The following is a 25,851-nucleotide window of genomic DNA, read 5'->3' on the forward strand; positions in this document are numbered from 1 at the left end:
CGGCGTAGAATGCCGCGCATGGAAACGCCCACGGCCAACTTCACGCACCACTTCCTGATCGCCATGCCCAACATGGTCGATCCGCACTTCGCGCGCACGCTCACCTACATCGCCGAACACAACGAACAGGGCGCGCTCGGCATCATCGTGAACCGGCCGATCGACATGACCCTGGCCAGCCTCTTCGAGCGCATCGAAGTGCCGCTCGAGGCCGAGGGCTTCGCCGCGCAGCCGGTGTATTTCGGCGGCCCGGTGCAGACCGACCGCGGCTTCGTGCTGCACCGCCCGCTCGGCGACTGGCACTCCACGCTCAAGGTCACCGACGAGATCGGCCTCACCAGCAGCCGCGACGTGCTGCAGGCCATCGGCGCCGGTGGCGAACCCAAGGACGTCATCGTCACGCTCGGCTACGCCGGCTGGGCTGCCGGCCAGCTCGAGCAGGAGCTCCTCGACAACGCCTGGCTCACCGTCCCCGCCGACCTCGAGATCGTGTTCGAGCTGCCGCCCGAGGAACGCCTGGTCGCCGCCATGCAGAAGCTCGGCATCGACTTCACCAACCTGAGCGATGTCGCCGGACATGCCTGAGGCGGCCACGGCCGCCCCGTCCCCTGCGGACACCCGCTTCCCCCGGCCCGCCCCGGACACGCTCCCCGCGCGTGGCACCGTGCTCGGTTTCGACTTCGGCCTCGCCCGCATCGGCGTCGCCAGCGGCGAACTCGAGACCGGCCTGGCCAGCGCGCTCACCACCGTACACGCCGAGGCGAACGACGCACGCTTCGCCGCCATCGCCAGGCTCATCGCCGAATGGCGGCCGGTCGCGCTGGTGGTCGGCATTCCCACCCATCTGGACGGCCGCGAGCACGAGCTCACCGCGCGCTGCCGCCGCTTCGCCAACCAGCTCCACGGCCGCCACGCCCTGCCGGTGTTCACCGCCGACGAGCGCCTGTCCTCGGTCGCCGCCGAAGCCGAGCTCGCCGAGGCCGGCCGCAAGGACTGGCGCGAGCGCAAGGCGGCGCTCGACGCCGCCGCCGCCCGCATCCTCCTGCAAACCTTCCTGGACACACGACGCCATGAAAGACCTTGACGCCGAAGCCCTGTGCCGGCAGCTCGCCGAGCAGATCCGCCCCCACGTCGGCCCCGCCACCGCGCTCGTCGGCATCTACACCGGCGGCCTGTGGCTGGCCGAGCGCCTGCACGCCGAGCTGGGCATCGCCCAGCCGCTGGGCGCGATCGACGTCTCCTTCTACCGCGACGACTACGCCAGCAAGGGCCTGCACGCCAGCCCGAAGAAGACCGAGATCCCCTTCGACGTAGACGGCGCGCACGTGATCCTGGTCGACGACGTGCTCTACACCGGCCGCACCACCCGCGCCGCGCTCAACGAGCTGTTCGACTTCGGCCGCCCGGCCCGGGTCGAGCTCGCCGTGCTGGTCGACCGCGGCGGGCGCGAACTGCCGGTCGCCGCGCGCTACTGCGCCCACACCCTGTCCGTGCCGCTCGCGCGCGAGCAGAACCTCGAGCTGCAGCGCGACCAGGCCGGCCACTTGGGCCTCGAGCTGACACGTCGCGCCTGAGCCGGAGCCGCCCTCCCCTTCCCCCTGCCCACCGCTGATTTCGAGGCACGCCCGATGCGAAACCCCCAGCTCAACCAGCACGGCGAACTGCAGCACCTGCTCACGCTCGACGGTCTGCCGCGCAACATCCTGAACGCCATCCTCGACACCGCCGCGCCCTTCACCGAGGTGGCCGAGCGCGAGGTCAAGAAGCTGCCGCTCTTGCGCGGCAAGAGCGTGTTCAACCTGTTCTTCGAGAACTCCACACGCACCCGCACCACCTTCGAGATCGCCGCCAAGCGCCTCTCGGCCGACGTGGTGAACCTCAACATCAACACCAGCTCGGCCGCCAAGGGCGAGAGCCTGCTCGACACCGTCGACAACCTGTGCGCGATGCAGGCCGACATGTTCGTCGTGCGCCACGCCGCCAGCGGTGCGCCGATGCTGATCGCCCAGCACCTGCAGAACACCGGGCGCGACCACATCCACGTGGTCAACGCCGGCGACGGCCGCCATGCGCACCCGACGCAGGGCCTGCTCGACATGTACACCATCCGCCACTTCAAGAAGGACTTCACCAACCTGACCGTGGCGATCGTCGGCGACGTGCTGCACTCGCGTGTGGCGCGCAGCCAGATCGCCGCGCTGACCACGCTCGGCGTGCCCGAAGTACGCGTGATCGGCCCCCGGACCCTGCTGCCCACCGAGGTCGAGAAGCTTGGCGTGCGCGTGTTCCACGACATGCGCGAGGGGCTGAAAGGGGTGGACGTGGTGATGATGCTGCGCCTGCAGAACGAGCGCATGAACGGCGCGCTGCTGCCCACGCCGCAGGAGTACTACAAGATCTGGGGCCTCACCGCCGAGAAGCTCGCGCTCGCCAGGCCCGACGCGATCGTGATGCACCCCGGCCCGATGAACCGCGGCGTGGAGATCGACTCCGCGGTGGCCGATGGCGCGCAGGCGGTCATCCTGCCCCAGGTCACCTTCGGCATCGCCGTGCGCATGGCGGTGATGAGCATGCTCGGCAGCCGCTGAAGCCGCGGACAGCACAGGAACAAGGACCCACGCATGAACATCCTGATTTCCAACGGCCGCGTCGTCGATCCGGCCAATCGCACCGATGCGGTGCAGAACGTCTACGTCGCAGGAGGCAAGATCGTCGCCCTCGGCCAGGCGCCGGACGGCTTCGTCGCCGAGCGCACGATCGACGCCGGCGGTCTCGTGGTCGCCCCCGGCTTCATCGACCTCGCCGCGCGCCTGCGCGAACCCGGCTACGAGTACCGCGCCACGCTCGAATCCGAAATGGAGGCGGCGATGGCCGGCGGCGTCACCAGCCTGGCGATCCCGCCCGACACCGACCCCGTGCTCGACGAGCCCGGCCTGGTCGAGATGCTGACCTATCGCGCCAAGAAGCTGAACCGCGCCCACATCTATCCGGTCGGCGCACTCACCATCGGCCTTCAGGGCGAGCGCCTGTCCGAGATGGCCGAACTGGTCGAGGCCGGCTGCGTCGCCTTCTCGCAGGCCAACGTGCCGCTGGTCGACAACACCGTGCTGATGCGCGCGCTGCAATACGCCGCCACTTTCGGCTTCCGCGTCTGGCTGCAGCCGCTGGCGCCCTTCCTGTCGCAGGTGGGCCACGCCCACGACGGCGAGGTGGCGACGCGGCTGGGCCTGTCGGGCATCCCGGTCGCCGCCGAAACCGTGGCGCTCTACACCTACCTCGAGCTCGCGCGCATCACCGGCGCCCGCCTGCACATCACCCGCCTGTCCTCGGCCGCCGGCCTCGCGCTCATCGACCAGGCGCGCGCAGAAGGCATGGACGTGACCTGCGACGTGTCGATCAACCATGTGCACCTGTGCGACATGGACATCGGCTACTTCAACCCCAACTGCCACCTCGTCCCGCCGCTGCGCAGCCAGCGCGACCGCGAGGCACTCGCCCGGGGCCTGGCCGAGGGCCGCATCGACGCGCTGTGCTCGGACCACACCCCGGTGGACGACGACGCCAAGCAGACGCCGTTCTCCGAATCCGAACCCGGCGCCACCGGCCTCGAGCTGCTGCTGCCGCTGACGCTGAAGTGGGCCGACCGCGCCGGGCTGGCGCTGCTGGACGGGCTGGCCCGCATCACCTCGGACGCGGCGAAGATCGTCGGCATCACCAAGGCCGGCCACCTCTCGGTGGGCGCGCGCGCCGACGTGTGCGTGTTCGACCCCGCGACCCACGTCACCATCACCCGCGAGGGCCTCCGGAGCCAGGGCAAGAACACGCCCTTCCTCGGCATGGAGCTGCCGGGCAAGGTGCGCTACACGCTGGTCGAGGGGCAGGTGATGTTCGAGGGCTGAGCCCGGTCGGGCAAACGCCCGCCGGCCCGGCTCGCAAAAAGGGGCAGCCGCTACCGGCCGCCCCTTTTTGCGCTTGAAGCCGGTGCGGAAATCAGCCCCCGAACAGCAGCGGCGCGAAACCGTTGCGCGCGCCGGCGAGCACCATCAGCACGATCTGCAGCACCAGCAGCAGCACCAGCGGCGACAGGTCGACGTTGGCGATGCTCGGGATCACGCGCCGGAACGGGCGCAGGAAGGGCGCGGCGATCGAGTGCAGCAGCGGCGCCAGCGGCGCGTGCGGGCTCACCCAGGACAGCACCGCCGAGCCCAGCACCACCGCGAACACCAGGTAGATCATCATGCGCAGCAGCTCGATCAGGCCCACCCCCCACAGGCCGGCGAGCACGGCGGCGGTGTTGCCGCTGAAGGCCGCGCCGCGCAGGCTGAGCTCGAACATCACCAGCAGTACCTGAACCAGCCAGGCGGGCAGCAGGCTCGCCATGTCGAGACCGAACAGCCCGGGGATGAAGCGGCGCAGCGGGCGCACGATCCAGTCGGTGGTGCTGACCACGAACTGGCCGAGCTGGTTGCGGAAGGAGATGCGCTGCCACTGCATGAAGAAGCGCGCGAGCAGCATCAGCGTGAGGAAGCTGGCGGCGACGTCGATCACCAGCAGCAGGATGTTGGCGAGCATGAGTCAGTCCTTGCCGAGTTCGGCGCCGAGCTCGCGCCCGCGCGCTTCGGCCGCCTGCACCGCGGCGACGAGTTCGTCGTGCCAGCCGGCCGCCGCCAGGCTGGCGAGCGCGGCCTCGGTGGTGCCGCCCTTGGAGGTGACCTTCTGGCGCAGCACGGCGGGCGCGTCGGCGGAGTTCGCCGCCAGCTTCGCCGCGCCGAGCACGGTGTCGATGGCCAGGCGGCGCGCGCCGGCCTCGTCGAAGCCGAGGCTGCGACCGGCGGATTCGAGCGCCTCGATGAAGTGGAAGACGTAGGCCGGGCCGCTGCCCGAGATCGCGGTGACCGCGTCCATCTGCGCCTCGGCATCCGCCCACACGGTGCTGCCGACCGCGGCGAGGATGCGCCCGGCGGTCTCGCGGCCGGCGGCGTCCACCGACGGGTCGGCGTACAGGCCGGTGACGCCGGCGCCGATCAGCGCCGGTGTGTTGGGCATGCAGCGCACCAGGCGGGCATGGGGCGCACCCGGCGCACCCAGCCAGCGCCCGAGGTCGGCCAGGCGCAGGCCGGCGGCGATGCTGATGACGAGCTGGCCGCACAGGCGCCCGGCGATCGGTGCCAGCGCAGCCTTCATCTGCTGCGGCTTGACCGCGAGCACGAGCACGTCGCAGGCGAGCGCCGCGTCGTCGAAGGACTCGACCGCACGCACGCCGAAGCGCTGCGCGAGCGCGCAGCGCGCCGCTTCGCCGAGCTCGACGACCTGGAGGCCGGCGGCGGCGAAGCCGCGCTCGAGCATGCCGCCGATGAGGGCGGTGGCCATGTTGCCGCCGCCGAGGAAGGTGATCTTCATGGATGGACCTGCTGGTTGGGGCCGGAGCACACGCGGACGCGCGTCAGGCCGTAGGGGTCGGGGTCGGCGCGGTTCGGGCACGCTCGCCGAAGATCGCCGTGCCCACGCGCACGATGTTCGCGCCCTCGGCGATCGCCGGCTCGAGGTCGTGCGACATGCCCATCGACAAGGTGTCGAGCGCGAGTCCGGCGGCGCGCAGCTCGTCGTGGAGCCCGCGCAGCACGGCGAAGCGCGCGCGCAGCACGGCCTCGTCCGCGCTCGGTTCGGGGATGCACATGAGGCCGCGCAGGCGCAGCCGCGGCAGGGCGGCGACCGCGTGCGCGAGCGCGCCGGCCTCGTCCGGCGCCACGCCGCTCTTGCTGTCCTCGCCGCTGACATTGACCTGGATGCACACGTCGAGCGGCGGCAGATGCACGTCGCGCTGCGCCGACAGGCGCTCGGCGATCTTCAGGCGGTCGATGCCATGCACCCAGTCGAAGGCGTTCGCCACCGGGCGCGTCTTGTTGCTCTGCAGCGGGCCGATGAAATGCCATTCGAGCCCGAGCGCGCGCAGCGCCTCGACCTTGTCCACGCCTTCCTGCACGTAGTTCTCGCCGAAGGCACGCTGCCCGGCGGCGGCGGCCTCGCGCACCGCCTCCGCCGGCCAGGTCTTGCTCACCGCGAGCAGCTTCACGTCCGCAGGGTCGCGCCCGGCATGTCGTGCGGCGGCGGCGATGCGGGCGCGCACCGCGTCGAGGCGTGCAGCGATCGTCGTCATGGTCCGTGGCCTATTTCCTGGGATTTCGGGGCGGCAAAAGTATAGCATCGCTCCATCGCCCACCCCGAGGCCGACCCCGAGCGCCGCCCGCGCAGGCGGCCGTGTCGCCATTTGCGCCGGAATACCATGGACATCACCGAACTGCTCGCCTTCGCGGTCAAGAACAAGGCCTCCGACCTCCACCTCTCCGCCGGCCTGCCGCCGATGATCCGCGTGCACGGCGACGTGCGCCGGATCAACCTGCCGCCGCTCGAGCACAAGGAGGTGCATGCCATGGTGTACGACATCATGAACGACGCGCAGCGCAAGCAGCTCGAGGAGACCTGGGAGTGCGACTTCTCCTTCGCCGTGCCCAACCTCGCGCGCTTCCGCGTCAACGCCTTCCAGCAGAACCGCGGCGCAGGCGCGGTGTTCCGCACCATTCCGAGCAAGGTGCTGACCCTGGAGGAGCTCAACTGCCCGAAGATCTTCAAGGAGATCGCCCACCAGCCGCGCGGCATCGTGCTGGTGACCGGGCCGACCGGCTCGGGCAAGTCCACCACGCTGGCGGCGATGCTCGACTACGTGAACGAAAACGAGTACGGCCACATCCTCACCGTGGAGGACCCGATCGAGTTCGTGCACGAATCCAAGCGCTGCCTGGTGAACCAGCGCGAGGTGCACCGCGACACCATGTCCTTCAACAACGCGCTGCGCGCTGCGCTGCGCGAGGACCCCGACGTGATCCTGGTGGGCGAGATGCGCGACCTCGAGACCATCCGCCTCGCCCTCACCGCCGCCGAGACCGGCCACCTGGTGTTCGGCACCCTGCACACCTCATCCGCGGCCAAGACCATCGACCGGATCGTCGACGTCTTCCCCGCGGCCGAGAAGGACATGGTGCGCTCGATGCTTTCGGAATCCCTGCGCGCAGTGATCTCGCAGACCCTGCTCAAGACCAAGGACGGCCAGGGCCGGGTCGCGGCGCACGAGATCATGATCGGCACCCCGGCGATCCGCAACCTCATCCGCGAGAACAAGATCGCGCAGATGTATTCCTCGATCCAGACCGGCCAGAATATCGGCATGCAGACCCTCGACCAGTGCCTCGTCGACCTGGTCCGGCGCAACGTCGTGTCGGCCGCGGAAGCACGCGTGAAGGCGCAGAACAAGGACAGCTTCGCCGCCTGAGCGGCATCCACCCGCCCGTCCCGGGCAGGAGCACGCAGACCATGGAACGCGACCAGGCCCTCAAGTTCATGCACGACCTGCTGCGGCTGATGCTGCAGAAGAACGGCTCGGATCTCTTCATCACCGCCGGCTTCCCGCCTGCGATCAAGGTCGACGGCCGCATCGTGCCGCAGTCGAACCAGATCCTGCAGCCGCAGCACACCACCGAGCTGGCGCGCGCGATCATGAACGACCGCCAGGCCGCCGACTTCGAGACCCACAAGGAGTGCAACTTCGGCATCTCGCCGGCGGGCATCGGCCGCTTCCGCGCCAATGCCTTCGTGCAGCAGGGCCGCGTCGCCCTGGTGCTGCGCACCATCCCGCAGAAGATCCCCAATTTCAAGGAGCTCGGCCTGCCGCCGGTGCTCACCGAGATCGCGCTCGCCAAGCGCGGGCTGGTGATCTTCGTCGGCGGCACCGGCACCGGCAAGACCACCTCGCTCGCATCCCTGGTCGATTACCGCAACGAGAACACCTACGGCCACATCATCACCATCGAGGACCCGATCGAGTTCGTGCACCAGCACAAGAACTGCATCGTGTCCCAGCGCGAGATCGGCATCGACACCGAGTCCTGGATGTCTGCGCTCAAGAACACCCTGCGCCAGGCGCCCGACGTGATCCTGATGGGCGAGATCCGCGACCGCGAGACAATGGACTACGCGATCGCCTTCGCCGAGACCGGCCACCTGTGCCTGGCCACCCTTCACGCCAACAGCGCCAACCAGGCGATCGACCGCATCATCAATTTCTTCCCGGAAGACCGCCGCCAGCAGCTGCTGATGGACCTGTCGCTGAACCTGCGCGCGATGGTCTCGCAGCGCCTGCTGCCGATGAAGGACCGCAAGGGCCGCGTACCGGCGGTGGAGGTGATGCTCAACTCGCCGCTGATCGCCGACCTGGTCTTCAAGGGCAACGTGCCCGAGATCAAGGACGTGATGAAGCGCTCGCGCGAGCTCGGCATGCAGACCTTCGACCAGTCGCTGTTCCAGCTCTACGAGGACGACCTGATCGGCTACGAGGACGCGCTGCGCAACGCCGACTCGGTGAACGACCTGCGCCTGCAGATCAAGCTCAACAGCCGCCACGGCGACCCCCTCGCGGCCGGCGGCGGCATCCAGAACCTCGGCATCCTGTAGGGCGGGACACCGCGCGCTTTGTTACTCCTGCGGACGCGGCGTGCGCTCGCGGTTGCTGCCGGCCACCATGCGGTACTCGAACAGGCGGCATTCGAGCGCGCCGTTGAAGAGCGGCGTGCGCCGGCTCGCCTTCAAGCCGATGCGCTTGGGCAGCTCGGGGTCGGCGCTGAACAGATAGCAGCGCCAGCCGCCCCAGCGCTGCTTGAGTGCGTCGCCCAGGCGGGGATAGAAGGCGAGGAGTTCCTCCGCCTCGCCGATACGCACCCCGTAGGGCGGATTCGCCACCATCACCCCCGCGGCGGCCGGCGGCGTGCGCTCGAGAACGTCGGCGCGGTCCAGGCGCACGCAGTCGGCCAGCCCGGCCGCGTCGAGGTTCATGCGGCTGCGCCGCACCCACTCGCCGACCACGTCCGAGCCGAAGATCGGCAGCACGCGCGCCGGCTTGCGGCGCTGCTCGGCGGCGCGGCGCAGCGCCGCCCAGGCGCCGCGGTCGTGGATGCGCAGGCGCTCGAAGGCGAAGCCGCGCCCGAGGCCCGGCGCGATGTCGAGCGCCATCTGCGCGGCCTCGATCAGGAAAGTGCCGCTGCCGCACATCGGATCGACGAGGGCCTCGTCCGGCTGCCAGCCTGTGAGGCGCAGGATGCCGGCGGCGAGGTTCTCCTTCAGCGGCGCCTCCACCGCAGCAGGCTTGTAGCCACGCTTGTAGAGCGGCTCGCCGGTGGTGTCGACATACAGCGTGGCGGTGTCGACGGTGAGGAACAGGTGGATGCGCACCGCCGGGTCGGCGGTATCCACGTTCGGCCGCCGTCCGGCCACCGTGCGGAAGTGGTCGCACACCGCATCCTTCACCCGCAGGGTGATGAACTCGAGGCTCTTGAGCGGCGACTTCTGCGCGGTGACGTAGATGCGGATGGTGTCGTCGGCGGTGAACCACTTCGCCCAGGTGACGCTATAGGCGAGCTTGTAGATGTCGACCTCGGCGCGATAGCGCCCCTGCCCCACCCGCCACAGCACGCGGGTGGCTAGCCGGCTCTCGAGGTTGGCGCGCCGGCAGGCGTCCCAGTCGCCCTCCCAGCTCACCCCGCCATGCACCGCGCGCGCCGCGCGCGCGCCGAAAGTCACCAGCTCTTCGGCCAGCAGCGCCTCGAGGCCGCGCGGGCAGGGGGAAAAGAAGGTTTCGGCCATGTCGGGCTCCGGGCGGACAAAAACGGATTGTACCTAGTGGGCCCATGCGCCGCAGCGCGAACCCCGGGAAGCCGACAAAACGCGGCCCCGCAGGCATGCGATGCCGGTCGGGGCCGAAGCGTCCCGGGCCGAAGGGATGGGCGGCCCGGACGAGGGAGAGGAGATGGCGGGCCCGCTCAGGGATGCCCGGACTTGCCCGCCTTGACGTCGTGGTACCACTGCTCGTGGTGCTCGCGCGCCCAGGTCTCGTCGACGTAGCCGGTCTTCATCGACTCGTAGGCGCCTTCGGCGCCGAGCGTGCCCATGTAGATGTGGCCGAAGGCCAGCCCCAGCATCAGGATGGCGCCGATCGCATGCACGATGTTCGCGGTCTGCATGTCGGCACGGCTCCAGTCACCCAGGTTCGGGAAGTCCATGATCAGGCCGGAGATCGCCACGGTGAGGCCGAGGAAGGTGACGCCGAACCAGAACCAGGTCTTCTCGCCGAAGTTGAAGCGTCCCGAAGGCACGTGGCTGCCGTCGAGCAGGCCGCCGGCGCGGCGGATCCACTGCGCGTCGATCGGCCGCCAGACGTTGTCGCGCAGGAAGGCGAAGAACATCAGCACCACGAAGACCCCGAACAGCGGACCGACGTAGTTGTGCACCAGCTTGCCGGCGTTGAGCAGCAGACCCAGCCCGCCATGGCCGATGAGCGGCAGCAGCACGTGCTTGCCGAACAGGATCGCCACTCCGGTGACGGCGAGCAGCAGGAAGCTGATCGCCGTGCCCCAGTGCACGAAGCGCTCGAAAGCCGAGAAGCGCAGCATCTTGCGCCCGGTCTTCTGCCCGTGCAGCTTCATCGTGCCCTTGACCAGCCAGAACAGCAGGATGGCCGAAGGCACGAGAATGAGCAGCCAGCCGCCGTAGAGCGTGACCGGGCCGTTGCGAAGCTGGCGCCAGGTGTTGCCCTCGCTCTGGATCAGCACACCGGCCTCGGGGCTGCGCGAGAGGGTGAAGTGCTCCTCGCCCGAGCGCACCGCGCGCCACACCGGCGCGTTGTTGAGCGGGCGCTCGACCTGGCGCTCGGCCTGGTCCGCCGCGGTACTGCCGTGCTGCGGCGCTGCCGCCTGCAGCGGCAGCGCCGTCGCCCACAGCATGAGCGCGAGCAGCAGCACGGCGAGCCAGCCGCCGCGCTGCCCCCGCATCGCGTGTGTCGTCATGACGATCTCCTCACTGGATGCGGTTGTACTCGTTCTGGCCGCGGGAACGCTCCTTGAGCGCCTTCTCCCAGGCCGCGCGGTCGCCCTTGAACTCGCCGCCTTCCCAGGGGCGGGCGTCGGTCTTGCCGCGGTACTGGCCCTGCTCGTACACCGTGACCTGCGGCACCTCGCTGCAGGCCGACAGGCCGAGCAGCGCAGCGCCGGCCAGCGTCGCGAGCGCGATCGACTTCAGCTTGCCGGTACTCATGACTGCCCCTCCCGCTTGCGTTCCTGCTTGCGTTCCTGCTTGCGCTCACCGCCGCCGTAGGCCGCATCCCAGCCCCACACCTCGGCGCCGGTGCCGCGGCGCAGCACGCGCTCGCGGAAGATGTTGGCCACCACGTCGGCGTCGCCGGCGATCAGCGCCTTGGTCGAGCACATCTCGGCGCACAGCGGCAACTTGCCCTGGGCGAGGCGGTTGGAGCCGTACTTCTCGTACTCGGCGGCCGAGCCGGTCTCCTCGGGGCCGCCGGCGCAGAAGGTGCATTTGTCCATCTTGCCGCGCGCACCGAAAGCCGCCGGGCCGTTGGGGAACTGCGGCGCGCCGAACGGACAGGCATAGAAGCAGTAGCCGCAGCCGATGCACTTGTCCTTGTCGTGGAGCACCACGCCGTCTTCGGTCTTGTAGAAGCAGTCGGTCGGGCACACCGCCATGCAGGGCGCGTCCGAGCAGTGCATGCAGGCCACCGAGATCGAGCGCTCGCCCGGCACGCCGTCGTTCATCGTCACCACCCGGCGGCGGTTCACGCCCCAGGGCACCTCGTGCTCGTTCTTGCACGCGGTGACGCAGCCGTTGCACTCGATGCAGCGCTCGGCGTCACAGAGGAATTTCATGCGTCCCATCTTTTACTCTCCTCGTCCTCAGGCCTTGCTCACGCGGCACAGGGTGGTCTTGGTTTCCTGCATCATGGTCACCGAGTCGTAGCCGTAGGTGGTGGCGGTGTTGACCGCCTCGCCGCGCACGACCGGGGCCGCACCCGCGGGGTAGAACTCGAGCATGTCCTTGCCCTGCCACCAGCCGGAGAAGTGGAAAGGCAGGAAGACCGTGCCCGGCGCCACGCGCTGGGTGACCTGCGCGCGCACCTTGAGCCTCGCCTTGGTGGGCGACTCGACCCAGATGTACTCGCCATTGCGGAAGCCCGCGTCGTTGGCGTCCTTCGGATTCACCTCGGCGAACATCTCCTGCTGCAGCTCGGCCAGCCAGGGGTTGGAGCGGGTCTCCTCGCCGCCGCCCTCGTACTCGACCAGGCGTCCGGAGGTCATCACCAGCGGGTAGTCCTTCGAGATGTCCTTCACCTTCTCCTGCATCGACTTGTACAGGGTAGGCAGGCGCCAGAACTTCATCTTGTCGTCGTGGGTCGGGTACTTGGCGACCAGGTCCGGGCGCGGCGAGTAGATCGGCTCGCGGTGCTGCGGGATGGGGTCGGGGAAGTTCCACACCACCGCGCGCGCCTTGGCGTTGCCGAAGGGGTGGCAGCCGTGGTTCTTCATGGCCACGCGGATGATTCCGCCCGAGGGGTCGGTCTTCCAGTTCTTGCCCTCGGCCGCAGCCTTCTCGGCGTCGGTGAGCTCGTCCCACCAGCCCAGTTTCTTCAACAGCACGTGGTCGAACTCGGGGTAGCCCATCTGCAGGTCGGCGCCCTTGGAGGCCGAGCCCGCGCCGGCGAGCAGCGACACACCGTCCTTCTCCACGCCGAAGTTGGCGCGGAAATTGCCACCGCCGTCCATCACGTGCTTGGAGGTGTCGTAGAGGTTGGGCGTGCCGGGGTGCTTCATCTCGGGCGTGCCGTAGCACGGCCACGGCAGGCCGAAGTACTCGCCGTCGCAGGGGCCGCCCACCGCCTTCAGCGTCTTGACGTCGAAGGTGTGCATGTTCTTCATGTGCAGCTTGAGGCGCTCGGGCGACTGGCCGGTGTAGCCGATCGTCCAGGTGCCGCGGTTGATCTCGCGCAGCGTGTCCTCGATGCTCGGCTCGTCCCAGCCCTGGGCATCCTTCTCGAGCTTGATGTTCTTCACGAACTGCTCGGCCCAGCCGAACTTCTTCGCGAAGGCGTACATGATGGTGTGATCGGGCTTGGACTCGAAGAGGGGCTCGATGACCTTCTCGCGCCACTGGATCGAGCGGTTCGACGCGGTCGCCGAGCCGTGGGTCTCGAACTGGGTGCAGGCCGGCAGCAGGTACACGCCGTCCTTCCGCACCATCGCCGCCATCGCCGCGGTGGCCGACGGATAGGGATCGATCACCACCAGGGTGTCGAGCTTCTTCATCGCCTCGACCATCTCGGCGCCGCGCGTCTGCGAGTTGGGCGCATGGCCCCAATACACCACCGCGCGCAGGTTGCCGGCGGGCTGGTCGATGAGGTCCTTGTTCTCGAGCACGCCGTCGATCCAGCGCGACACGGTGATGCCGGACTTCTCCATCAGCTCCTGCGAGACGTAGCGACCCTTGACCCACTCGTAGTCCACGCCCCACACGTTCGCCCAGTGCTTCCACGAGCCGGTGGCGAGGCCGTAGTAGCCGGGCAGGGAGTCGGGGTTGGGGCCGACGTCGGTCGCGCCCTGCACGTTGTCGTGGCCGCGGAAGATGTTGGCGCCGCCGCCCGACTTGCCGATGTTGCCGAGCGCGAGCTGCAGGATGCAGGAGGCGCGCACCATCGCGTTGCCGATCGAGTGCTGGGTCTGGCCCATGCACCAGACGATGGTGCTCGGGCGGTTCTCGGCCATGGTGCGGGCGGCGAGCAGCATCTGCTCCGCGGGCACACCGCAGGCTTCTTCCACCTTGTCCGGCGTCCACTTGGCGAGCACTTCGTCGCGGATCTTGTCCATGCCGAAGACGCGGTCGTCGATGTACTGCTTGTCTTCCCAGCCGTTCTGGAAGATGTGGTACAGCAGGCCGAACAGGAAGGGAACGTCGGTGCCGGAGCGGATGCGGATGTACTGGTGGGCCTTGGCCGCGGTGCGGGTGAAGCGCGGGTCAACGACGATCATCTTGGCGCCGTTTTCCTTGGCGTGCAGGATGTGCAACAAGGACACCGGGTGCGCCTCGGCCGCGTTCGAGCCGATGAACAGCATCGCCTTGGCGTTCTGCATGTCGTTGTAGGAGTTCGTCATCGCGCCGTAGCCCCAGGTGTTCGCCACGCCCGCCACGGTGGTGGAGTGGCAGATGCGCGCCTGGTGGTCGGTGTTGTTGGTGCCCCAGAAGGAGACGAACTTGCGCAGCAGGTAGGCCTGCTCGTTGTTGTGTTTCGACGATCCGATGAAATACACCGCGTCGGGGCCGGACTCCTCGCGGATCTTCAGCAGGCGGTCGCCGACCTCGTTGAGCGCCTGCTCCCACGAGATCTTCTGGTACTTGCCGTCGACCAGCTTCATCGGATACTTCAGGCGGTATTCACCGTGGCCATGCTCGCGCAGCGCGGCGCCCTTGGCGCAGTGCGACCCGAGGTTGATCGGCGAGTCGAACACCGGCTCCTGATGCACCCACACGCCGTTGCGCACCACCGCGTCGGCGGCACAGCCCACCGAGCAGTGGGTGCACACGGTGCGGCGGATCTCGGCCTTGCCCTCGGCGCGCGACACGCCCGCGGGCGCCGCGGCGTCGGCGGCGCCGATGAAGTTGTAGGGCAGCTGGGTGGCGAGCGCGCCGGCGCCCACGCCCAGGCCGGAGCGCTTCAGGAAGGCGCGGCGGTCCATGGTCTGGCCGAGCTGGCGCGCGGCGGCGCCGCGCAGGCGACGCGCGCTGGTGGCGGCGGTCGCGGATTTCTTCGTCAACATCCTCGCGTCCTCCTCAGATCCGCGTCGTGCGGTAGTAATTGCGCATGTGCTCGCTCACGCCCTGGTCGGCGACCTCGCGGCGCGCCTCCTCGACCACCTTGGCGGTGACAGGCGACGCCTGGGCGGCGGTCGCGGCCAGCGTGGCGGCGCCAGCGGCACTGCCGGCACCGATCGCGGCCAGGAAGTTGCGGCGCGACAGCTTGGTGTTTTCGTCCTTCATCCTCGCTCTCCCCTCATTCGCGGCGCAGGCGCCCGCCCGCCCCGCATCGTGTCCATGGCGGCCGCGCTCAGCGCGCTTCCGCCTCCAGCATGTCGAACGCCTCGCGCTCGATGTCCATGAAGGCCGCCAGCAGGCCGCCGACCTTCGCGTAGAAATCCGCCCCCGGCGCCGCCGCAAGCGCGCCGGCGAACTGCGCGTACCAGGGCGCGAGGTGGCGGCCGAAGAAGCGCCGCTGGCGCGCCAGCCCCGCGTCGTCCGGCCCGGTCAGCACCAGGTGGCGCATGACCTCGGCGAGTGCGGCGATGTGGTCCTCGGTCTCGGTCACGCCCGCGCGGCGGCCCAGGCCGAGTTCGGCGAGGTCGTCGCGCAGCTCGGCGAGCGGCTCTTCCTGCAGGAAGCCGGTCAGGTACCAGGAGCCGTTGCACATCACCTCGGGCTTGCCGACGCTGACGAACAAGGCGTCGAACTCCTCGGCCACCGCCTGCAGCGGCATCGTCTGCGCCGCCGCGCCCAAAGCGGCCCAGGCACGCGGCAGCTCGCCGCCCTCGCCGCCGAGCGTCCGCCCCGCCTGCGCGAGCGCCGCGAGCAGCGCAGCGTCGGGCGCGGCGTGGAACAGACGGGCGATCAGCGCGTAGTGCTCGGCGCGCGCGCGGTCCTCGTCCGACCAGGTCGGCTGGGGCTGGATGGAAATGCTGGCGTTCGCGGCTGCGCTCATTCGGAGTCGTTCATTCAGTGAGGTCCCAGGCCTTGACGGCCGTTTCGGCCTTCATCATGTCGATCACCCGGCAGTCGGCGCACATGCGCAGGCGCGCGCGCTCGGCCTCGCCGGCGAACATGGCGTGGCCGGACAGGCGGGCGATCATGGATTCGATCAGCGGCGCGGCGCCCATGGCCTTGCCGCAGGCGGTGCAGTGGAAGATGTCGGCTTCGCGCAGGGCGCGCGCGCGGCGCGCACCTTCGGTGCCGTACTCGCCCGGCAGCAGGCGCGGCTCGAGCGTGATCGCGGACTCCGGGCAGGACGCCTCGCACAGGCCGCACTGCAGGCAGTTCTTCTCGACGAACTCGAGGCGGTAGGCGTCGCTGGCGGCGCGCAGCGCGCCCGCCGGACAGGCGCCGGTACAGGACATGCACAAGGTACAGGCGTCGGATGCGATCACCTGGCCGAAGGGTGCGCCCGCGTTGAGCGCGATCGCCGCCGGCAGGCCCGCAGGCGTGGTCGTGGCAGGCGCGTGGGCGACCAGATGGCGGAGCGCGAAGTCCAGCGTCTCGCGCTTCTTCGCCAGCAACCGGAAACGCGCGGGTTCGGCGACGGTCATCGCCGGAGCCCAGTCGTACAGTGCGCGCTCGAGCGCCTGCCAGTCGTCGGCGTCGGCCTCGATCACGCGCAGGTGTTCGCCGCCGTAACCCAGGGCGGAGAGGATGGCCTGGCCATGACCCGCCTGCGCCTCGAGCGGCGCGGCGTCGTGGCTGCCGGCGGCGAGCACCGCCACCTGGCAGGCGCCGAGCGCGAGGCTGCCGAGCATCAGGTCCAGCCCGACCGCGTCGGCGCTCCACACCTCGACCGGGATCACCCGCGCCGGCAGGCCGCGGCCGCGGCGCGCGAGGCGGGCGATCGCGGCGCTGCCGGCCGCGGCGGAGTGGAACAGCAGGCAGGCGTCGGTGCCGCCGGCGCGCGCGTATTCGGCGAGCAGGGTCTTCACGCGCTGGCCGAGCTCGGGCACGCGCGGATACTGGAAGGACAGCGCGCCCGAGGGACACACCGTGCTGCAGGTGCCGCAGCCCTTGCACAGATACGGGTCGACCGCGATCACGTCGCCGTTCGAGCGGATCGCCGCGGTGGAACAGGACTCGATGCAGTTGCTGCAGCCGGTCTTCTTCGCCCGGCTGTGCGCACACAGGGCGGCCTCGAAGGCTACGTAGCGCGGCTTCTCGAACTCGCCGACGAACTCCCCCAGCGCCTGCACCGCGAGCGCCTGCTCGAAGGGATCGCGCCCAGGCGCGGCGTAGCCGTCGGGCAGCTCGACGCGACGCAGCAGCGGCTCGGCCGACAGGTCGAGCACGAGGTCGAAGCGTTCGCTGCGCGCGCTGTCCTGGCGCGCGAAGTCGATCGCGCCGATCTCGCCACAGGCGGCGACGCAGGCGCCGTGGCTGCGACAGGCGTCGACATCGACCTGCAGGTCCCAGCCGATCGCGCCCTCGGGACAGGCCTTGACGCAGGCGTTGCAGCGCACGCACAGCTCGAGATCGATCGGGTTGTGCTGCGTCCACTCCAGCTCGAAGGCGCCGAGGTGGCCGCCGAGCCGCACCGGCCTGCCCGACCACACCGGGTACGCGTTGACCGCCGGCAGCTCCACGTCCTTCGAGCGCGCGGTGATCAGCACCGCCGGCTCGAAGCTGCCGGCCAGGCGCTCCGCCCAGCCCAGCGCCGCGCCCGCCTCGCCGATGATCAGCAGGCTGCGCCCGGCGCTCATCTGCACCGCAGCCACCGGCTCGGGGTCGGCCAAGGTGGTGGCCGCCGCGATCAGCGCGGCGAGCTTGGGCGTTGCCGCCGCGGACTCGGCCGACCAGCCGGCGTGCTCGCGCAGGTTGAAGAAGCGGATGCGCTCGCCCGCGCCGGCTTCCTCCGCGAGTTCGCCGAAGAGCGCGGTTTCCTGCGTACAGGCGACATGCACGGTCTTTCCGCCTGCGAGCGAAGTTTGCAGCGCCGGGAGTTCGGCGCCGCAGAGCGCGTGATGACACTGCATCGCGGCATCCGTGCCCGCCGCAAGACGCCCGGCGTCGAGCGCGAAGCTGCGGTTGCAATCGCACAGGTGGATACGGGAGGTCGGGTCGCGGCGTTCGCTCATGTGTTCTTCCATCGATTCCCTTACGCAAAGCAGTTCATAGGCCAGCCGGGGACTCAGGGAAGACCGCAGGAATCCCCGAAAAGCCATGACTGGGCGATATCCGGAATCGACGCGCGACAATTTGTCGCTCAGGGTGCGTTTTGTCCCGACTCTTGCGGCGGCTCCGACGACACCGCGCCCGACAGATCGTCGACGCATCGCCCACCCGGAGCAGTCGCAGCTTGCGCAGACGCGCACTCCACCGCAGCGGCCGGTTCCGCGGTGGTCCCCCGTCCCCGCTCGCCGTCGACGGGCGCCGCGTCGACAAGCGCCGTCGCCCCCTCGGGAGCGGGCTGTGCCGTCGCGTCGTCCATCAGCCATTCGCGCGCATGCTGGAGCTTCGCCAGGATCTCCGGCGGGATCGGGTCGGGCTGCGAGTAGTCGTCGATGTAGATGTCCAGCCCGTCCATGCGATTGAAGTGCGGGTCGGAGAACAGTTTCTGCAAGGCCTTGCGACGCAGCGCCTCGCTCACCTCTTCCTTCAGGAAGGCGGTGAAATCCGAGGACAGCGACAAGCTCTCGACCGGCGGCAATTGCGCCTCGGCGCCCCCCGCCGCATCCGCCGCCGCATCCGGTGTGGCCGGCGCGAGCGGCAGCGGATCCGCTGCGTGCGTGCGCAGCGGCGCGGGCGGAGCGCCCGCCGGCTGCGCTGCAGCCTCGGCCTGCGCTACCGCGGCGAGCTTGCGCCGCGACCAGCGCGAGAGAAAGCCGCGGCTCACGTCCGTCTCCGGTCCAGCCCGAGCGGATCGTTGCGCTTGACCTTCTTCTTCGGCTCCGGCTGGTAATGCGTGTTCACGAAATCCCCCACCCAGTCGGCGATCTCGCGCGGCATCGCCACGCCATCGACCTGCTCGCCCGAGTCCAGCCAGCGCGCGGCCTCGCCATAGCTCACCGAAACCGTCGCCGGCCGGGCGAGCTCGCCGTCCATGCGCCACAGCACGAAGACCTTGGGGATGGGCGCGGTGAGGTTGGCGAAGTAGTTCTCCGCCTCGTCGCGGAAGAGCTCGAGCGCGAAACCCCCGCAGCGCCACTGGCTGCGCTCGGGCTCGTCGACGATGCGCCGTGGCGCCGGCGCGGCGTCGTCGAAGGCCGGCACGACCCCCACCGCCTCCCAGGCGGCATCGACCCAGGGGTTGTTCAGGCGGCGGCGCTCCATGATCACCGCGATGGGGAATTCTTTCATCCTGCTGCACCCGCAAAGGAAGGTCCATGTCTTTCTTAGCATAAGCGCCCGCCGCGCCGTGCGCGAGCGTGGAAACCCGCGGCACGGACCTCAGGCGCCGCGATCGCGACTTGCGTCGCTCCCACAATGTCCGACCGCCGCGCGTGCGGGAATCGCCACGTGAGTCGCGATCCGCGGTAGCGAATTCCGTGTCGGGGCGAGGCCGCGAGTGCAGGCGGCGCGCGCCGCCGTGGTCCCGAGGGCGGATCACCGCAGCGACCGCACGGCCGGATTGGAGCCGCGACTCCGCCCATGCCTCGCCGGACTTGCGGCTACAATCGCCTGCTCGCGCATCCCCGGCCCCGCCCCGATGACCCCTCCCCACCGTCCCCTGCTGAGCCAGGCCCGCCGTCCACTCACCATCGAGATCCCCGCGGTCGATGAACGCGGCGACACGGTGCCGACCTCGATCGCCGGCGAGCATCCACTCACGCTCTACGTCGACAAGCGCGAGATCGTCACCCTGATGACGCTCGGCGCCGCCCCCGAGGCGCTCGCCATCGGCTGGCTGCGCAACCAGCGCCTGGTGCGCAGCCTGGACGAGATCGCCGCGGTGCAGGTGGACTGGGATACCGACGCGGTCGCGATCACCACGCGCGCCGGCATGCAGGACGCCGAGCGCAAGCTCGGCAGCCGCACGGTCACGACCGGCTGCGGCCAGGGCACGGTGTTCGGCGGACTCATGGACGAGATCGACCAGATCCGCCTGCCGCACGATCGCCAGCTGCGGCAATCCACCCTCTACGCCCTGATGGACGCGGTGCGCCACCACGAGTCCATCTACAAGCAGGCCGGCGCGGTGCACGGCTGCGCGCTCGCCAGGGCCACGCCCGGCGGCTGCGAGATCCTGATGTTCTTCGAGGACGTCGGCCGCCACAACGCGGTGGACGCGATCGCCGGCCAGATGTGGCTCGACGGGCTCGATGGCAGCGACAAGATCTTCTACACCACCGGCCGGCTCACCTCCGAGATGGTGATCAAGACCGCGCAGATGGGCATTCCCTTCCTCGTCTCGCGCTCCGGCCTCACCCACATGGGCTGGCAGATCGCGCAGAAGATCGGCCTCACCATGATCGGCCGCGCCCAGGGCAAGCACTACCTGCTGTTCTCCGGCGCCGACCGCTTCGAGCGCGACTGAAACGCCACCCCCTCCCACGCACGACGAGCTCCCACCATGCCTCCCTCCCCAGCCCCCCGCCCCGCCGACCGCCGCATCACCGGGATCCTGCTCGCTGGCGGCCAGGGCAGCCGCATGGGCGGTGTGGACAAGGGCCTGGTCGAGCTCGCCGGGCGGCCGATGGCGGCACACGCGCTCGAGCGCCTCGCCCCCCAGGTCGACGCGCTGCTCATCAACGCCAACCAGAACCTTCCGGCCTGGCAGGCCTTCGGCCATCCGGTGTTCGGCGACGACATCGGCGGCTTCGCCGGCCCGCTCGCCGGGCTCCATGCCGGGCTCCTGCGCGCGCAGCATCCCTTCGTCGTCACCGCGCCCTGCGACTCCCCGTTCCTGCCCGCGGATCTGGTCGAGCGCCTGGCCGCCGCACTCCACGCCGCCGACGCCCAGCTCGCCGTCGCCAAGACCTTCGGGCAGCCGCACCCGGTGTTCTGCCTGTGCCGGCGCGATCTCGCCGATCACCTCGGTGCCTTCCTCGCCGCCGGCGGACGCAAGATCGACCGCTGGTACGGCAGCCTGAAGGTGGTCGAGGTCGCCTTCGACGACGAGGAGGCCGCCTTCCGCAACGTCAACACCCGCGACGAGCTGGCCGAGGCCGCCCGCGACCTGCCCGCCGCCGCCGCGGGCGCGCCGCGCGGATGAGCGCGCGCCCCGCGCAGCCGGCAGGCACCGACGCGGCATCCGCGACCTGCCTCAACGCACGCGAGGCCGCGGCCTTCCTGCAGCTCAACGAGAAGAAGCTCTACGAACTCGCCAACAGCCGCGAAATCCCCGCCGCACGCGTGGGCGGCAAGTGGCTGTTCCCGCGCGCACTGCTCGAGGAGTGGCTGCTCGAGCAGGCGCATGGCGGCGCGCTCAGCGACCGGCTGGTGATCACCGGCAGCGACGACCCGCTGCTGGCCGCCACGGTGGGCGCGCTCGCTCCCGTGCTGGGGGGCGATGCCTTCGTCGCCTACAGCCCCACCGGCACCCTGCCCGGGCTCGAGCTGCTCGCGCGTCGCCGCGCCAGCGTGTGTGCGCTGCACTGGGGCGGGGTGGAGCACAGCCTGCAGCAGCACGCCATGCTGCTGCGCCGCTTCGCCCCGCATCGCCATTGGGCGCTGGTGCGCCTGGCGCTGCGCGAGCAGGGCGTGATCCTGCGCCGCGGCCTGGCGGTCGACGGCATCGAGACGCTCGCCGCCTTCGACTATCGCTGGGCGATGCGCCAGGCCGGCGCGGGTTCGGCGCACTTTCTCGAGTCCGTGCTCGCCAGCCGCGGTTTCTCGGCGGCCGACTGCAGCGTGGTCGCCACCGCCCGCAGCGAGCGCGAGGCCGCGGCCCTGGTCGCACGCGAGGACGCCGACTGCGCGCCCGGCACGCGCGCCGCAGCGACCGAGTTCGGCCTCGGCTTCCTGCCCTTGGGCTGGGAGGCCTTCGACCTCGCGCTGCCGCGCGACGTGATGTTCCGCCGCCTCTTCCAGGATCTGCTCGCCGCGCACGGCGACGCGCGCTCTCAGGCGCTGGCGCACCGGCTCGGCGGCTACGACCTCGGCCCGCTCGGGCGCGTGCTCGGCCTCGACTGAGGGCGCGGCACGCGCGGCCTCAGTGCAGCTTGACGTGGGGCTCGGTGCGGCGCGTGATCATGCGCGCCAAGGTGTCGAGCGTCACCTTCACCCAGCCGTGCAGCGCCAGTTCGTGCATCTTGTACAAGGAGGCATACATCAGGCGCGCGAACCAGCCCTCGATGAACAGGTCGCCCCTGGCGAGCCCGCCCATCATGTTGCCCACCGTGCTGAACTCGCCCAGCGACACCAGCGAACCGAAGTCCCGGTAGCGGTAGTCCTGCACCGGCTTGCCGGCGAGGCGGCGCTGCAGCTGCGTGTACAGATGCGAGGCCTGCTGGTGCGCGGCCTGCGCGCGCGGGGGCACGAAGCCGTCCTTTTCCGGCCACGGGCAGGCGGCGCAGTCGCCCATCGCGAAGATGTCGTCGTCTACCGAACTCTGCAGGGTCTGCCGCACCACGAGCTGGTTGATGCGATTGGTCTCCAGCCCGTCGAGCCGGGTGAGGAAATCGGGCGCCTTCACCCCGGCCGCCCACACCACCAGCTCGGCGGGCAGGACGCGACCGTCGGCCAGGCGCACGCCATCGGGCAGCACCTCGGCCACGCGTGCGTCGGTATTCACTTCCACACCCAGCTTGCGCAGCAAGCGCTCGGTCGATCGCGACAGGCGCTCGGGCAAGGCCGGCAGCACGCGCGGCGCGGCTTCGATCAGGGTGAGCCGGACGTCCTTTTCGGCATCGACGCGGTCCAGCCCGTACGCCACCACCTCGCGCGTGGTGTGGTGCAACTCGGCGGCAAGCTCGACGCCGGTAGCGCCGGCACCGATGATCGCCACATGCAACTGCCCGGGGCGCAGCGGCGAACGCTGGGCGTGGGCGCGCACGCACGCATTGACCATGCGCACATGGAAACGCCGCGCATCGGCGACGGTCTCGAGCTTGAGCGCATGCTCGCGCACCCCCGGCGTGCCGAAATCGTTGCTGAGACTGCCGACCGCGATCACCAGCGTGTCGTAGGGGAAGGAACGCGCGGGCGTGACCTCCTTGCCGTCTTCATCGACGAAGGGGGCGACGTGGATCTCGCGCCGGCTGCGGTCGAGCCCGATCATCTGCCCGATGCGGAAGCGGAAGCCATGCCAGTGCGCCTGCGCCAGGTAGGGCACCTCGTGATCGCCGATGTCCATGCTGCCGGCAGCGATCTCGTGGAGCTTGGGCTTCCACACGTGGGTGCGCTTGCTGTCGACGAGGGTGACCTCGACCCGCCCGCCGCTGCCGAACTTGCGCCCCAGGCGTGTCGCCAGCTCCAGTCCGCCGGCGCCCCCGCCGACGATGACGATGCGGTGGGGCGTCCCCGCCGTGGTCTTTTCGATCCTCATTACCGTCTCTCGAGAAAATTATTTATCTCGAGAATCCTAACAGAGCATTCGCCCTGCCATACCGGGCGTTCGCATGGATGCAACAGACTGGACCGACCTCGCCCGCACTACAGGTGCAGATGGTCCGCGATGAAGTCGGCCACCTGCACCGGGTCGTTGAGGTCCAGCCGCGGCAGCGTCGCAGGCAGCTCGGCGTCGGTCGCGATGGCGACGATGTGCGGATCGTGCGGATACAGCAGCGGCTCGGCGAGCCCCCGGCGATGCACCTCGATCTTGGGGATCGCCGCGCGCTTGAAGCCCTCGACCAACACCAGATCGCACGGTCCGAGGTGGGCAAGCAGCTCGTCGAGCGTCGCCTCGGGCCCGCCGCGCAGCTCGCGTGTCAGCGACCAGCGCTGGTCCGAGCTCACCATGACCTCGCGGCAGCCGGCCTGGCGATGGCGCCAGGAATCCTTGCCGGCATGGTCGATGTCGAAGCTGTGGTGGGCGTGCTTGACCAGCGACACCACCAGGCCGCGCGCGCTCAGCGCCGCGATCACCTGCTCCACCAGCGTCGTCTTGCCGCTGCCGGACCAGCCGGCGAAACCCATCACTTTCATGTCGCTTCCGTTTGTCCTGTTCCGTTTTCCCGTCCGCCGGGCGGCGGCGCGGGGTCCTTGCGATACACCGGCTCGGCGAGCAGGCTCACCGTGAAGGCCGCGCCCCGCCCGGGCGCGCTGTCCACCTCGATGCGGCCGCCATAGCGCTCGACCAGGGTGTGGCTGATCGACAGCCCCAGCCCGGTGCCTTGGCGCTTCTTGGTGGTAAAGAAGGGATCGAAGATGCGCGCCAGGTCCTCGGCACGGATGCCGCCGCCGGTGTCGCGCACCGTGATGCGCACGCCGCGCGCATCCTGCCGCGGGTCGCGGTCGACCGTCTCCAGCGTCAGCGTACCGCCGGCCGGCATGGCCTGCACGGCGTTGACGATGAGGTTGATCAGCACCTGCTGCAGCTCCTGCAGGTTGATCTGCACCCGCGCGGTGGCGGCCAGGCGCTGCACCACCTTCACCTCGGCGCGCGCCAGATGCTGGCGCGTCAGCACCAGGCAGTCGGCGAGCGCGGCGTTCACGTCGACGTCCTCGACGTAGCCGGCGAACTCGCCCGGACGGGCGAACTGCAGCAGCTTGGTGACGATCAGGCGGATGCGCCCGACCTGCTCGTGGATCAGGCGGATCTCGTTGGCCACCGGCTGCGCCGCGGGGCCGAGCTCCTCGCGCAGCAGGTCGAGATTGCCCTGGATCACCGCGGTGGGATTGCTGATCTCGTGCGCGACGCCGGCGGTGAGCTCGCCGATCGCGGCGAGCTTCTCGCTCATCACCAGGCGGTGCTGTGCGGCGCGCAGCTCGGCGTTGGCGTCGGCGAGGTCGGCGGTGCGCTCGGCGACCTTGCGGTCGAGCGAGGCGTTGAGCGCCTGCAGCTCGGCGCGGCGCACGGCCTGGTCGTCGAGCAGGTGGTCGAAGGCGGTAGCCAGGCGGCCGAGCTCGTCGCGGCTGGCGACGTCACCCACGCGCGCCTGCTCGTCGCCGGCGTCGATGCGGCCGATGGTGGCGTGCATGCGCTCGATCGGCCGGAAGATGCCGCGCGCCCAATACAGCGTCAGCAGCGCGCCGGCGGCGCTGACCAGCAGCGCGAGCGCGCCGACCACCAGCAGGGCCATGCGCTTGGCGGCGCGGAAGGGCGCCTCGAGGAAGCCGACGTAGAGCATGCCGACGCGTTCGCCACGGCTGTCCACCACCGGCTCGTAAGCCGACACGTACCAGTCGTTGACCACGAAGGCGGTCTCCAGCCAGGTACGCCCGTGGTCGAGCACATGCGTGCGGACCTCGTCCGAGGCGCGCGTGCCGAGCGCGCGCGCGCCCTCGAACAGGCGCACGTTGGTGGCGATGCGCACATCGTCGACGAAGAGCGTGGCGGTGCCCTCGCTGCCCTCGGGCAGGCTGCCCTCGCGGTAGACAATGGCGTTGAGGGTATCGACGAAGTCGAGGTTGCCATTGAGCAGCACGCCGCCTTCGAGCACCGCGACCAGGTTGCCCGCGGCGTCGAGCACCGGGGCCGCCGCGTGCACCACCAGGCCGCGCTCCTCCTCGCCGCGCGAATCCGGCCGCGCGCGCGCCGTGGCCACCAGGGCAAGGCGGGCACGCTCACGCATGCCGGCGTCGATCGCCGCGAGCTCGGCGGGTGCGAAGCGCTCGACGACGCTGCCGCCGCGGGCGCGGATCGCCTGCTGCACGACGGGCCATCCACCACGCGCGCTCCCCGCCGCCAGCGCGGTCGACGCATGCAGCACGCGGCCATTGACGTCGAGCAGGTTGAGGAAGTCGAGCGCGAGTCCGCCCTTGCGCGCACCGAGCAGCGCGGCCACCGCTTCCGGACTCTCGTGCGCCAGGGTCTGCGCGAGCGCATGCGAGCCGGCGAGCCCCTGCACGCCGTTGCCGACGCCGTCGATCACGCGCTCGAAGTAACCGTGCGCAGTCGCCAAGTCGCTGGCGACCCGCGACACCATCAGGCGGTGGTAGTAGACCTCGCCCCAGTACCACAGCACGCCCATGATCAGCGGGAAGCCCAGCATCAGCGGCGCGAGCACGAGGGCGAGCAGCTTGGCGCGTACCGAGCCGCGCAGGCGTTCGGCGAGCCTCATCGCCCCGCTCCCGCACCGGGCCCCGCCATCCGGCGCAGCCTGCTCGCCCCGACCC

The 25,851-nt window shown here is 70.2% G+C and carries 26 protein-coding genes; 10 read left to right on the top strand and 16 right to left on the bottom strand.

All coding sequences use genetic code 11. The features are described from left to right. The first annotated feature begins 9 nt into the window (after positions 1-9). From TMZ1T_RS17915 to TMZ1T_RS17935, 5 genes are read left to right on the top strand one after another with little or no spacing between them, the layout of a single operon-like run. Positions 10-585, top strand: a complete 576-nt coding sequence (locus TMZ1T_RS17915) for a YqgE/AlgH family protein (protein ID WP_012586072.1) — start codon at positions 10-12, stop codon at positions 583-585. Next, a complete protein-coding gene (gene ruvX / locus TMZ1T_RS17920; protein WP_012586073.1) occupies positions 578-1,084 on the top strand; it encodes a Holliday junction resolvase RuvX in 507 nt (168 codons plus the stop codon). Before TMZ1T_RS17915 ends, ruvX begins: the two co-directional genes overlap by 8 nt. Next, positions 1,071-1,574, top strand: a complete 504-nt coding sequence (pyrR, locus tag TMZ1T_RS17925; RefSeq protein ID WP_012586074.1) for a bifunctional pyr operon transcriptional regulator/uracil phosphoribosyltransferase PyrR — start codon at positions 1,071-1,073, stop codon at positions 1,572-1,574. The genes ruvX and pyrR overlap by 14 nt, the downstream gene beginning before the upstream one ends. Positions 1,575-1,628: 54 nt before the next feature. After that, complete coding sequence (locus TMZ1T_RS17930) at positions 1,629-2,588, top strand: aspartate carbamoyltransferase catalytic subunit (RefSeq protein ID WP_012586075.1); 960 nt, start codon at positions 1,629-1,631, stop codon at positions 2,586-2,588. Between the two features lie 33 nt (positions 2,589-2,621). Continuing rightward, complete coding sequence (locus tag TMZ1T_RS17935) at positions 2,622-3,899, top strand: dihydroorotase (protein WP_012586076.1); 1,278 nt, start codon at positions 2,622-2,624, stop codon at positions 3,897-3,899. 91 nt (positions 3,900-3,990) lie between these two features. Here TMZ1T_RS17935 and TMZ1T_RS17940 read toward each other — a convergent pair whose 3' ends face one another. From TMZ1T_RS17940 to TMZ1T_RS17950, 3 genes are read right to left on the bottom strand one after another with little or no spacing between them, the layout of a single operon-like run. Beyond that, positions 3,991-4,572: a YggT family protein gene (locus tag TMZ1T_RS17940; RefSeq protein ID WP_012586077.1), complete on the bottom strand. Its 582-nt coding sequence runs from the start codon at positions 4,570-4,572 to the stop codon at positions 3,991-3,993. A 3-nt stretch (positions 4,573-4,575) separates the two neighbouring features. Then, the gene (proC, locus tag TMZ1T_RS17945; RefSeq protein ID WP_012586078.1) at positions 4,576-5,400 is read right to left on the bottom strand and encodes a pyrroline-5-carboxylate reductase; all 825 of its coding nucleotides are present in this window, start codon (positions 5,398-5,400) and stop codon (positions 4,576-4,578) included. A gap of 43 nt (positions 5,401-5,443) precedes the next feature. Beyond that, on the bottom strand, positions 5,444-6,157 hold the full coding sequence (locus TMZ1T_RS17950) for a YggS family pyridoxal phosphate-dependent enzyme (protein WP_012586079.1): 714 nt from the start codon (positions 6,155-6,157) through the stop codon (positions 5,444-5,446). A gap of 126 nt (positions 6,158-6,283) precedes the next feature. Here TMZ1T_RS17950 and TMZ1T_RS17955 point away from each other — a divergent pair, with 126 nt between their 5' ends. Next, the gene (locus TMZ1T_RS17955; protein WP_004309695.1) at positions 6,284-7,327 is read left to right on the top strand and encodes a type IV pilus twitching motility protein PilT; all 1,044 of its coding nucleotides are present in this window, start codon (positions 6,284-6,286) and stop codon (positions 7,325-7,327) included. 41 nt (positions 7,328-7,368) lie between these two features. Then, the gene (locus TMZ1T_RS17960) at positions 7,369-8,505 is read left to right on the top strand and encodes a PilT/PilU family type 4a pilus ATPase (RefSeq protein WP_004309696.1); all 1,137 of its coding nucleotides are present in this window, start codon (positions 7,369-7,371) and stop codon (positions 8,503-8,505) included. Between the two features lie 21 nt (positions 8,506-8,526). On the opposite strand, the gene TMZ1T_RS17965 is transcribed toward TMZ1T_RS17960, so the two are convergent. From TMZ1T_RS17965 to TMZ1T_RS18010, 10 genes are all read right to left on the bottom strand, one after another. Beyond that, positions 8,527-9,690, bottom strand: a complete 1,164-nt coding sequence (locus TMZ1T_RS17965) for a THUMP domain-containing class I SAM-dependent RNA methyltransferase (RefSeq protein WP_012586080.1) — start codon at positions 9,688-9,690, stop codon at positions 8,527-8,529. A gap of 176 nt (positions 9,691-9,866) precedes the next feature. Further along, on the bottom strand, positions 9,867-10,889 hold the full coding sequence (locus TMZ1T_RS17970) for a formate dehydrogenase subunit gamma (RefSeq protein WP_012586081.1): 1,023 nt from the start codon (positions 10,887-10,889) through the stop codon (positions 9,867-9,869). A 10-nt stretch (positions 10,890-10,899) separates the two neighbouring features. Further along, complete coding sequence (locus tag TMZ1T_RS17975) at positions 10,900-11,136, bottom strand: hypothetical protein (RefSeq protein WP_004323744.1); 237 nt, start codon at positions 11,134-11,136, stop codon at positions 10,900-10,902. Next, the gene (gene fdh3B / locus TMZ1T_RS17980; RefSeq protein WP_004323743.1) at positions 11,133-11,771 is read right to left on the bottom strand and encodes a formate dehydrogenase FDH3 subunit beta; all 639 of its coding nucleotides are present in this window, start codon (positions 11,769-11,771) and stop codon (positions 11,133-11,135) included. The genes TMZ1T_RS17975 and fdh3B overlap by 4 nt, the downstream gene beginning before the upstream one ends. A gap of 18 nt (positions 11,772-11,789) precedes the next feature. Next, positions 11,790-14,702, bottom strand: a complete 2,913-nt coding sequence (locus TMZ1T_RS17985; RefSeq protein ID WP_012586082.1) for a formate dehydrogenase subunit alpha — start codon at positions 14,700-14,702, stop codon at positions 11,790-11,792. Positions 14,703-14,715: 13 nt separating this feature from the next. After that, entirely contained in the window at positions 14,716-14,922 is a 207-nt protein-coding gene (locus TMZ1T_RS17990; protein WP_004323741.1) for a twin-arginine translocation signal domain-containing protein, read from the bottom strand. Positions 14,923-14,989: 67 nt separating this feature from the next. After that, a complete protein-coding gene (locus TMZ1T_RS17995) occupies positions 14,990-15,637 on the bottom strand; it encodes a TorD/DmsD family molecular chaperone (RefSeq protein WP_004323740.1) in 648 nt (215 codons plus the stop codon). A 10-nt stretch (positions 15,638-15,647) separates the two neighbouring features. Continuing rightward, positions 15,648-17,768: a 4Fe-4S binding protein gene (locus TMZ1T_RS18000; protein WP_041589695.1), complete on the bottom strand. Its 2,121-nt coding sequence runs from the start codon at positions 17,766-17,768 to the stop codon at positions 15,648-15,650. A gap of 128 nt (positions 17,769-17,896) precedes the next feature. After that, positions 17,897-18,526 (bottom strand): DUF3306 domain-containing protein, encoded by a 630-nt coding sequence (locus TMZ1T_RS18005; protein WP_012586084.1) that lies wholly within the window; start codon positions 18,524-18,526, stop codon positions 17,897-17,899. After that, positions 18,523-18,990, bottom strand: a complete 468-nt coding sequence (locus TMZ1T_RS18010; RefSeq protein WP_004327934.1) for a DUF3305 domain-containing protein — start codon at positions 18,988-18,990, stop codon at positions 18,523-18,525. Before TMZ1T_RS18010 ends, TMZ1T_RS18005 begins: the two co-directional genes overlap by 4 nt. 349 nt (positions 18,991-19,339) lie before the next feature. Here TMZ1T_RS18010 and TMZ1T_RS18015 point away from each other — a divergent pair, with 349 nt between their 5' ends. The 3 genes from TMZ1T_RS18015 to TMZ1T_RS18025 are packed head-to-tail and all read left to right on the top strand — an operon-like array spanning position 19,340 to position 21,765. After that, complete coding sequence (locus TMZ1T_RS18015) at positions 19,340-20,167, top strand: formate dehydrogenase accessory sulfurtransferase FdhD (RefSeq protein WP_004327932.1); 828 nt, start codon at positions 19,340-19,342, stop codon at positions 20,165-20,167. 36 nt (positions 20,168-20,203) lie between these two features. Then, positions 20,204-20,845 (top strand): molybdenum cofactor guanylyltransferase MobA, encoded by a 642-nt coding sequence (mobA, locus tag TMZ1T_RS18020; protein WP_012586085.1) that lies wholly within the window; start codon positions 20,204-20,206, stop codon positions 20,843-20,845. Further along, on the top strand, positions 20,842-21,765 hold the full coding sequence (locus TMZ1T_RS18025; RefSeq protein WP_012586086.1) for a helix-turn-helix transcriptional regulator: 924 nt from the start codon (positions 20,842-20,844) through the stop codon (positions 21,763-21,765). Before mobA ends, TMZ1T_RS18025 begins: the two co-directional genes overlap by 4 nt. 19 nt (positions 21,766-21,784) lie before the next feature. On the opposite strand, the gene TMZ1T_RS18030 is transcribed toward TMZ1T_RS18025, so the two are convergent. From TMZ1T_RS18030 to TMZ1T_RS18040, 3 genes are all read right to left on the bottom strand, one after another. After that, complete coding sequence (locus TMZ1T_RS18030) at positions 21,785-23,119, bottom strand: NAD(P)/FAD-dependent oxidoreductase (protein WP_012586087.1); 1,335 nt, start codon at positions 23,117-23,119, stop codon at positions 21,785-21,787. A gap of 107 nt (positions 23,120-23,226) precedes the next feature. Next, a complete protein-coding gene (mobB, locus tag TMZ1T_RS18035) occupies positions 23,227-23,718 on the bottom strand; it encodes a molybdopterin-guanine dinucleotide biosynthesis protein B (protein ID WP_004326007.1) in 492 nt (163 codons plus the stop codon). Then, on the bottom strand, positions 23,715-25,796 hold the full coding sequence (locus TMZ1T_RS18040) for a sensor histidine kinase (RefSeq protein WP_012586088.1): 2,082 nt from the start codon (positions 25,794-25,796) through the stop codon (positions 23,715-23,717). Before TMZ1T_RS18040 ends, mobB begins: the two co-directional genes overlap by 4 nt. Positions 25,797-25,851: the final 55 nt, after the last annotated feature.

This window comes from Thauera aminoaromatica (assembly GCF_000021765.1).
GTDB lineage: Bacteria > Pseudomonadota > Gammaproteobacteria > Burkholderiales > Rhodocyclaceae > Thauera > Thauera aminoaromatica.

Excerpts from the sequence above, each read along its gene's own strand:
- TMZ1T_RS17915 (WP_012586072.1), top strand. The coding sequence starts at position 10 with ATGCCGCGCATGGAAACGCCCACGGCCAACTTCACGCACCACTTCCTG.
- ruvX (WP_012586073.1), top strand. The coding sequence starts at position 578 with ATGCCTGAGGCGGCCACGGCCGCCCCGTCCCCTGCGGACACCCGCTTC.
- pyrR (WP_012586074.1), top strand. The coding sequence starts at position 1,071 with ATGAAAGACCTTGACGCCGAAGCCCTGTGCCGGCAGCTCGCCGAGCAG.
- TMZ1T_RS17930 (WP_012586075.1), top strand. The coding sequence starts at position 1,629 with ATGCGAAACCCCCAGCTCAACCAGCACGGCGAACTGCAGCACCTGCTC.
- TMZ1T_RS17935 (WP_012586076.1), top strand. The coding sequence starts at position 2,622 with ATGAACATCCTGATTTCCAACGGCCGCGTCGTCGATCCGGCCAATCGC.
- TMZ1T_RS17940 (WP_012586077.1), bottom strand. The coding sequence starts at position 4,572 with ATGCTCGCCAACATCCTGCTGCTGGTGATCGACGTCGCCGCCAGCTTC.
- proC (WP_012586078.1), bottom strand. The coding sequence starts at position 5,400 with ATGAAGATCACCTTCCTCGGCGGCGGCAACATGGCCACCGCCCTCATC.
- TMZ1T_RS17950 (WP_012586079.1), bottom strand. The coding sequence starts at position 6,157 with ATGACGACGATCGCTGCACGCCTCGACGCGGTGCGCGCCCGCATCGCC.
- TMZ1T_RS17955 (WP_004309695.1), top strand. The coding sequence starts at position 6,284 with ATGGACATCACCGAACTGCTCGCCTTCGCGGTCAAGAACAAGGCCTCC.
- TMZ1T_RS17960 (WP_004309696.1), top strand. The coding sequence starts at position 7,369 with ATGGAACGCGACCAGGCCCTCAAGTTCATGCACGACCTGCTGCGGCTG.
- TMZ1T_RS17965 (WP_012586080.1), bottom strand. The coding sequence starts at position 9,690 with ATGGCCGAAACCTTCTTTTCCCCCTGCCCGCGCGGCCTCGAGGCGCTG.
- TMZ1T_RS17970 (WP_012586081.1), bottom strand. The coding sequence starts at position 10,889 with ATGACGACACACGCGATGCGGGGGCAGCGCGGCGGCTGGCTCGCCGTG.
- TMZ1T_RS17975 (WP_004323744.1), bottom strand. The coding sequence starts at position 11,136 with ATGAGTACCGGCAAGCTGAAGTCGATCGCGCTCGCGACGCTGGCCGGC.
- fdh3B (WP_004323743.1), bottom strand. The coding sequence starts at position 11,771 with ATGGGACGCATGAAATTCCTCTGTGACGCCGAGCGCTGCATCGAGTGC.
- TMZ1T_RS17985 (WP_012586082.1), bottom strand. The coding sequence starts at position 14,702 with ATGTTGACGAAGAAATCCGCGACCGCCGCCACCAGCGCGCGTCGCCTG.
- TMZ1T_RS17990 (WP_004323741.1), bottom strand. The coding sequence starts at position 14,922 with ATGAAGGACGAAAACACCAAGCTGTCGCGCCGCAACTTCCTGGCCGCG.
- TMZ1T_RS17995 (WP_004323740.1), bottom strand. The coding sequence starts at position 15,637 with ATGAGCGCAGCCGCGAACGCCAGCATTTCCATCCAGCCCCAGCCGACC.
- TMZ1T_RS18000 (WP_041589695.1), bottom strand. The coding sequence starts at position 17,768 with ATGAGCGAACGCCGCGACCCGACCTCCCGTATCCACCTGTGCGATTGC.
- TMZ1T_RS18010 (WP_004327934.1), bottom strand. The coding sequence starts at position 18,990 with ATGAAAGAATTCCCCATCGCGGTGATCATGGAGCGCCGCCGCCTGAAC.
- TMZ1T_RS18015 (WP_004327932.1), top strand. The coding sequence starts at position 19,340 with ATGACCCCTCCCCACCGTCCCCTGCTGAGCCAGGCCCGCCGTCCACTC.
- mobA (WP_012586085.1), top strand. The coding sequence starts at position 20,204 with ATGCCTCCCTCCCCAGCCCCCCGCCCCGCCGACCGCCGCATCACCGGG.
- TMZ1T_RS18025 (WP_012586086.1), top strand. The coding sequence starts at position 20,842 with ATGAGCGCGCGCCCCGCGCAGCCGGCAGGCACCGACGCGGCATCCGCG.
- TMZ1T_RS18030 (WP_012586087.1), bottom strand. The coding sequence starts at position 23,119 with ATGAGGATCGAAAAGACCACGGCGGGGACGCCCCACCGCATCGTCATC.
- mobB (WP_004326007.1), bottom strand. The coding sequence starts at position 23,718 with ATGAAAGTGATGGGTTTCGCCGGCTGGTCCGGCAGCGGCAAGACGACG.
- TMZ1T_RS18040 (WP_012586088.1), bottom strand. The coding sequence starts at position 25,796 with ATGAGGCTCGCCGAACGCCTGCGCGGCTCGGTACGCGCCAAGCTGCTC.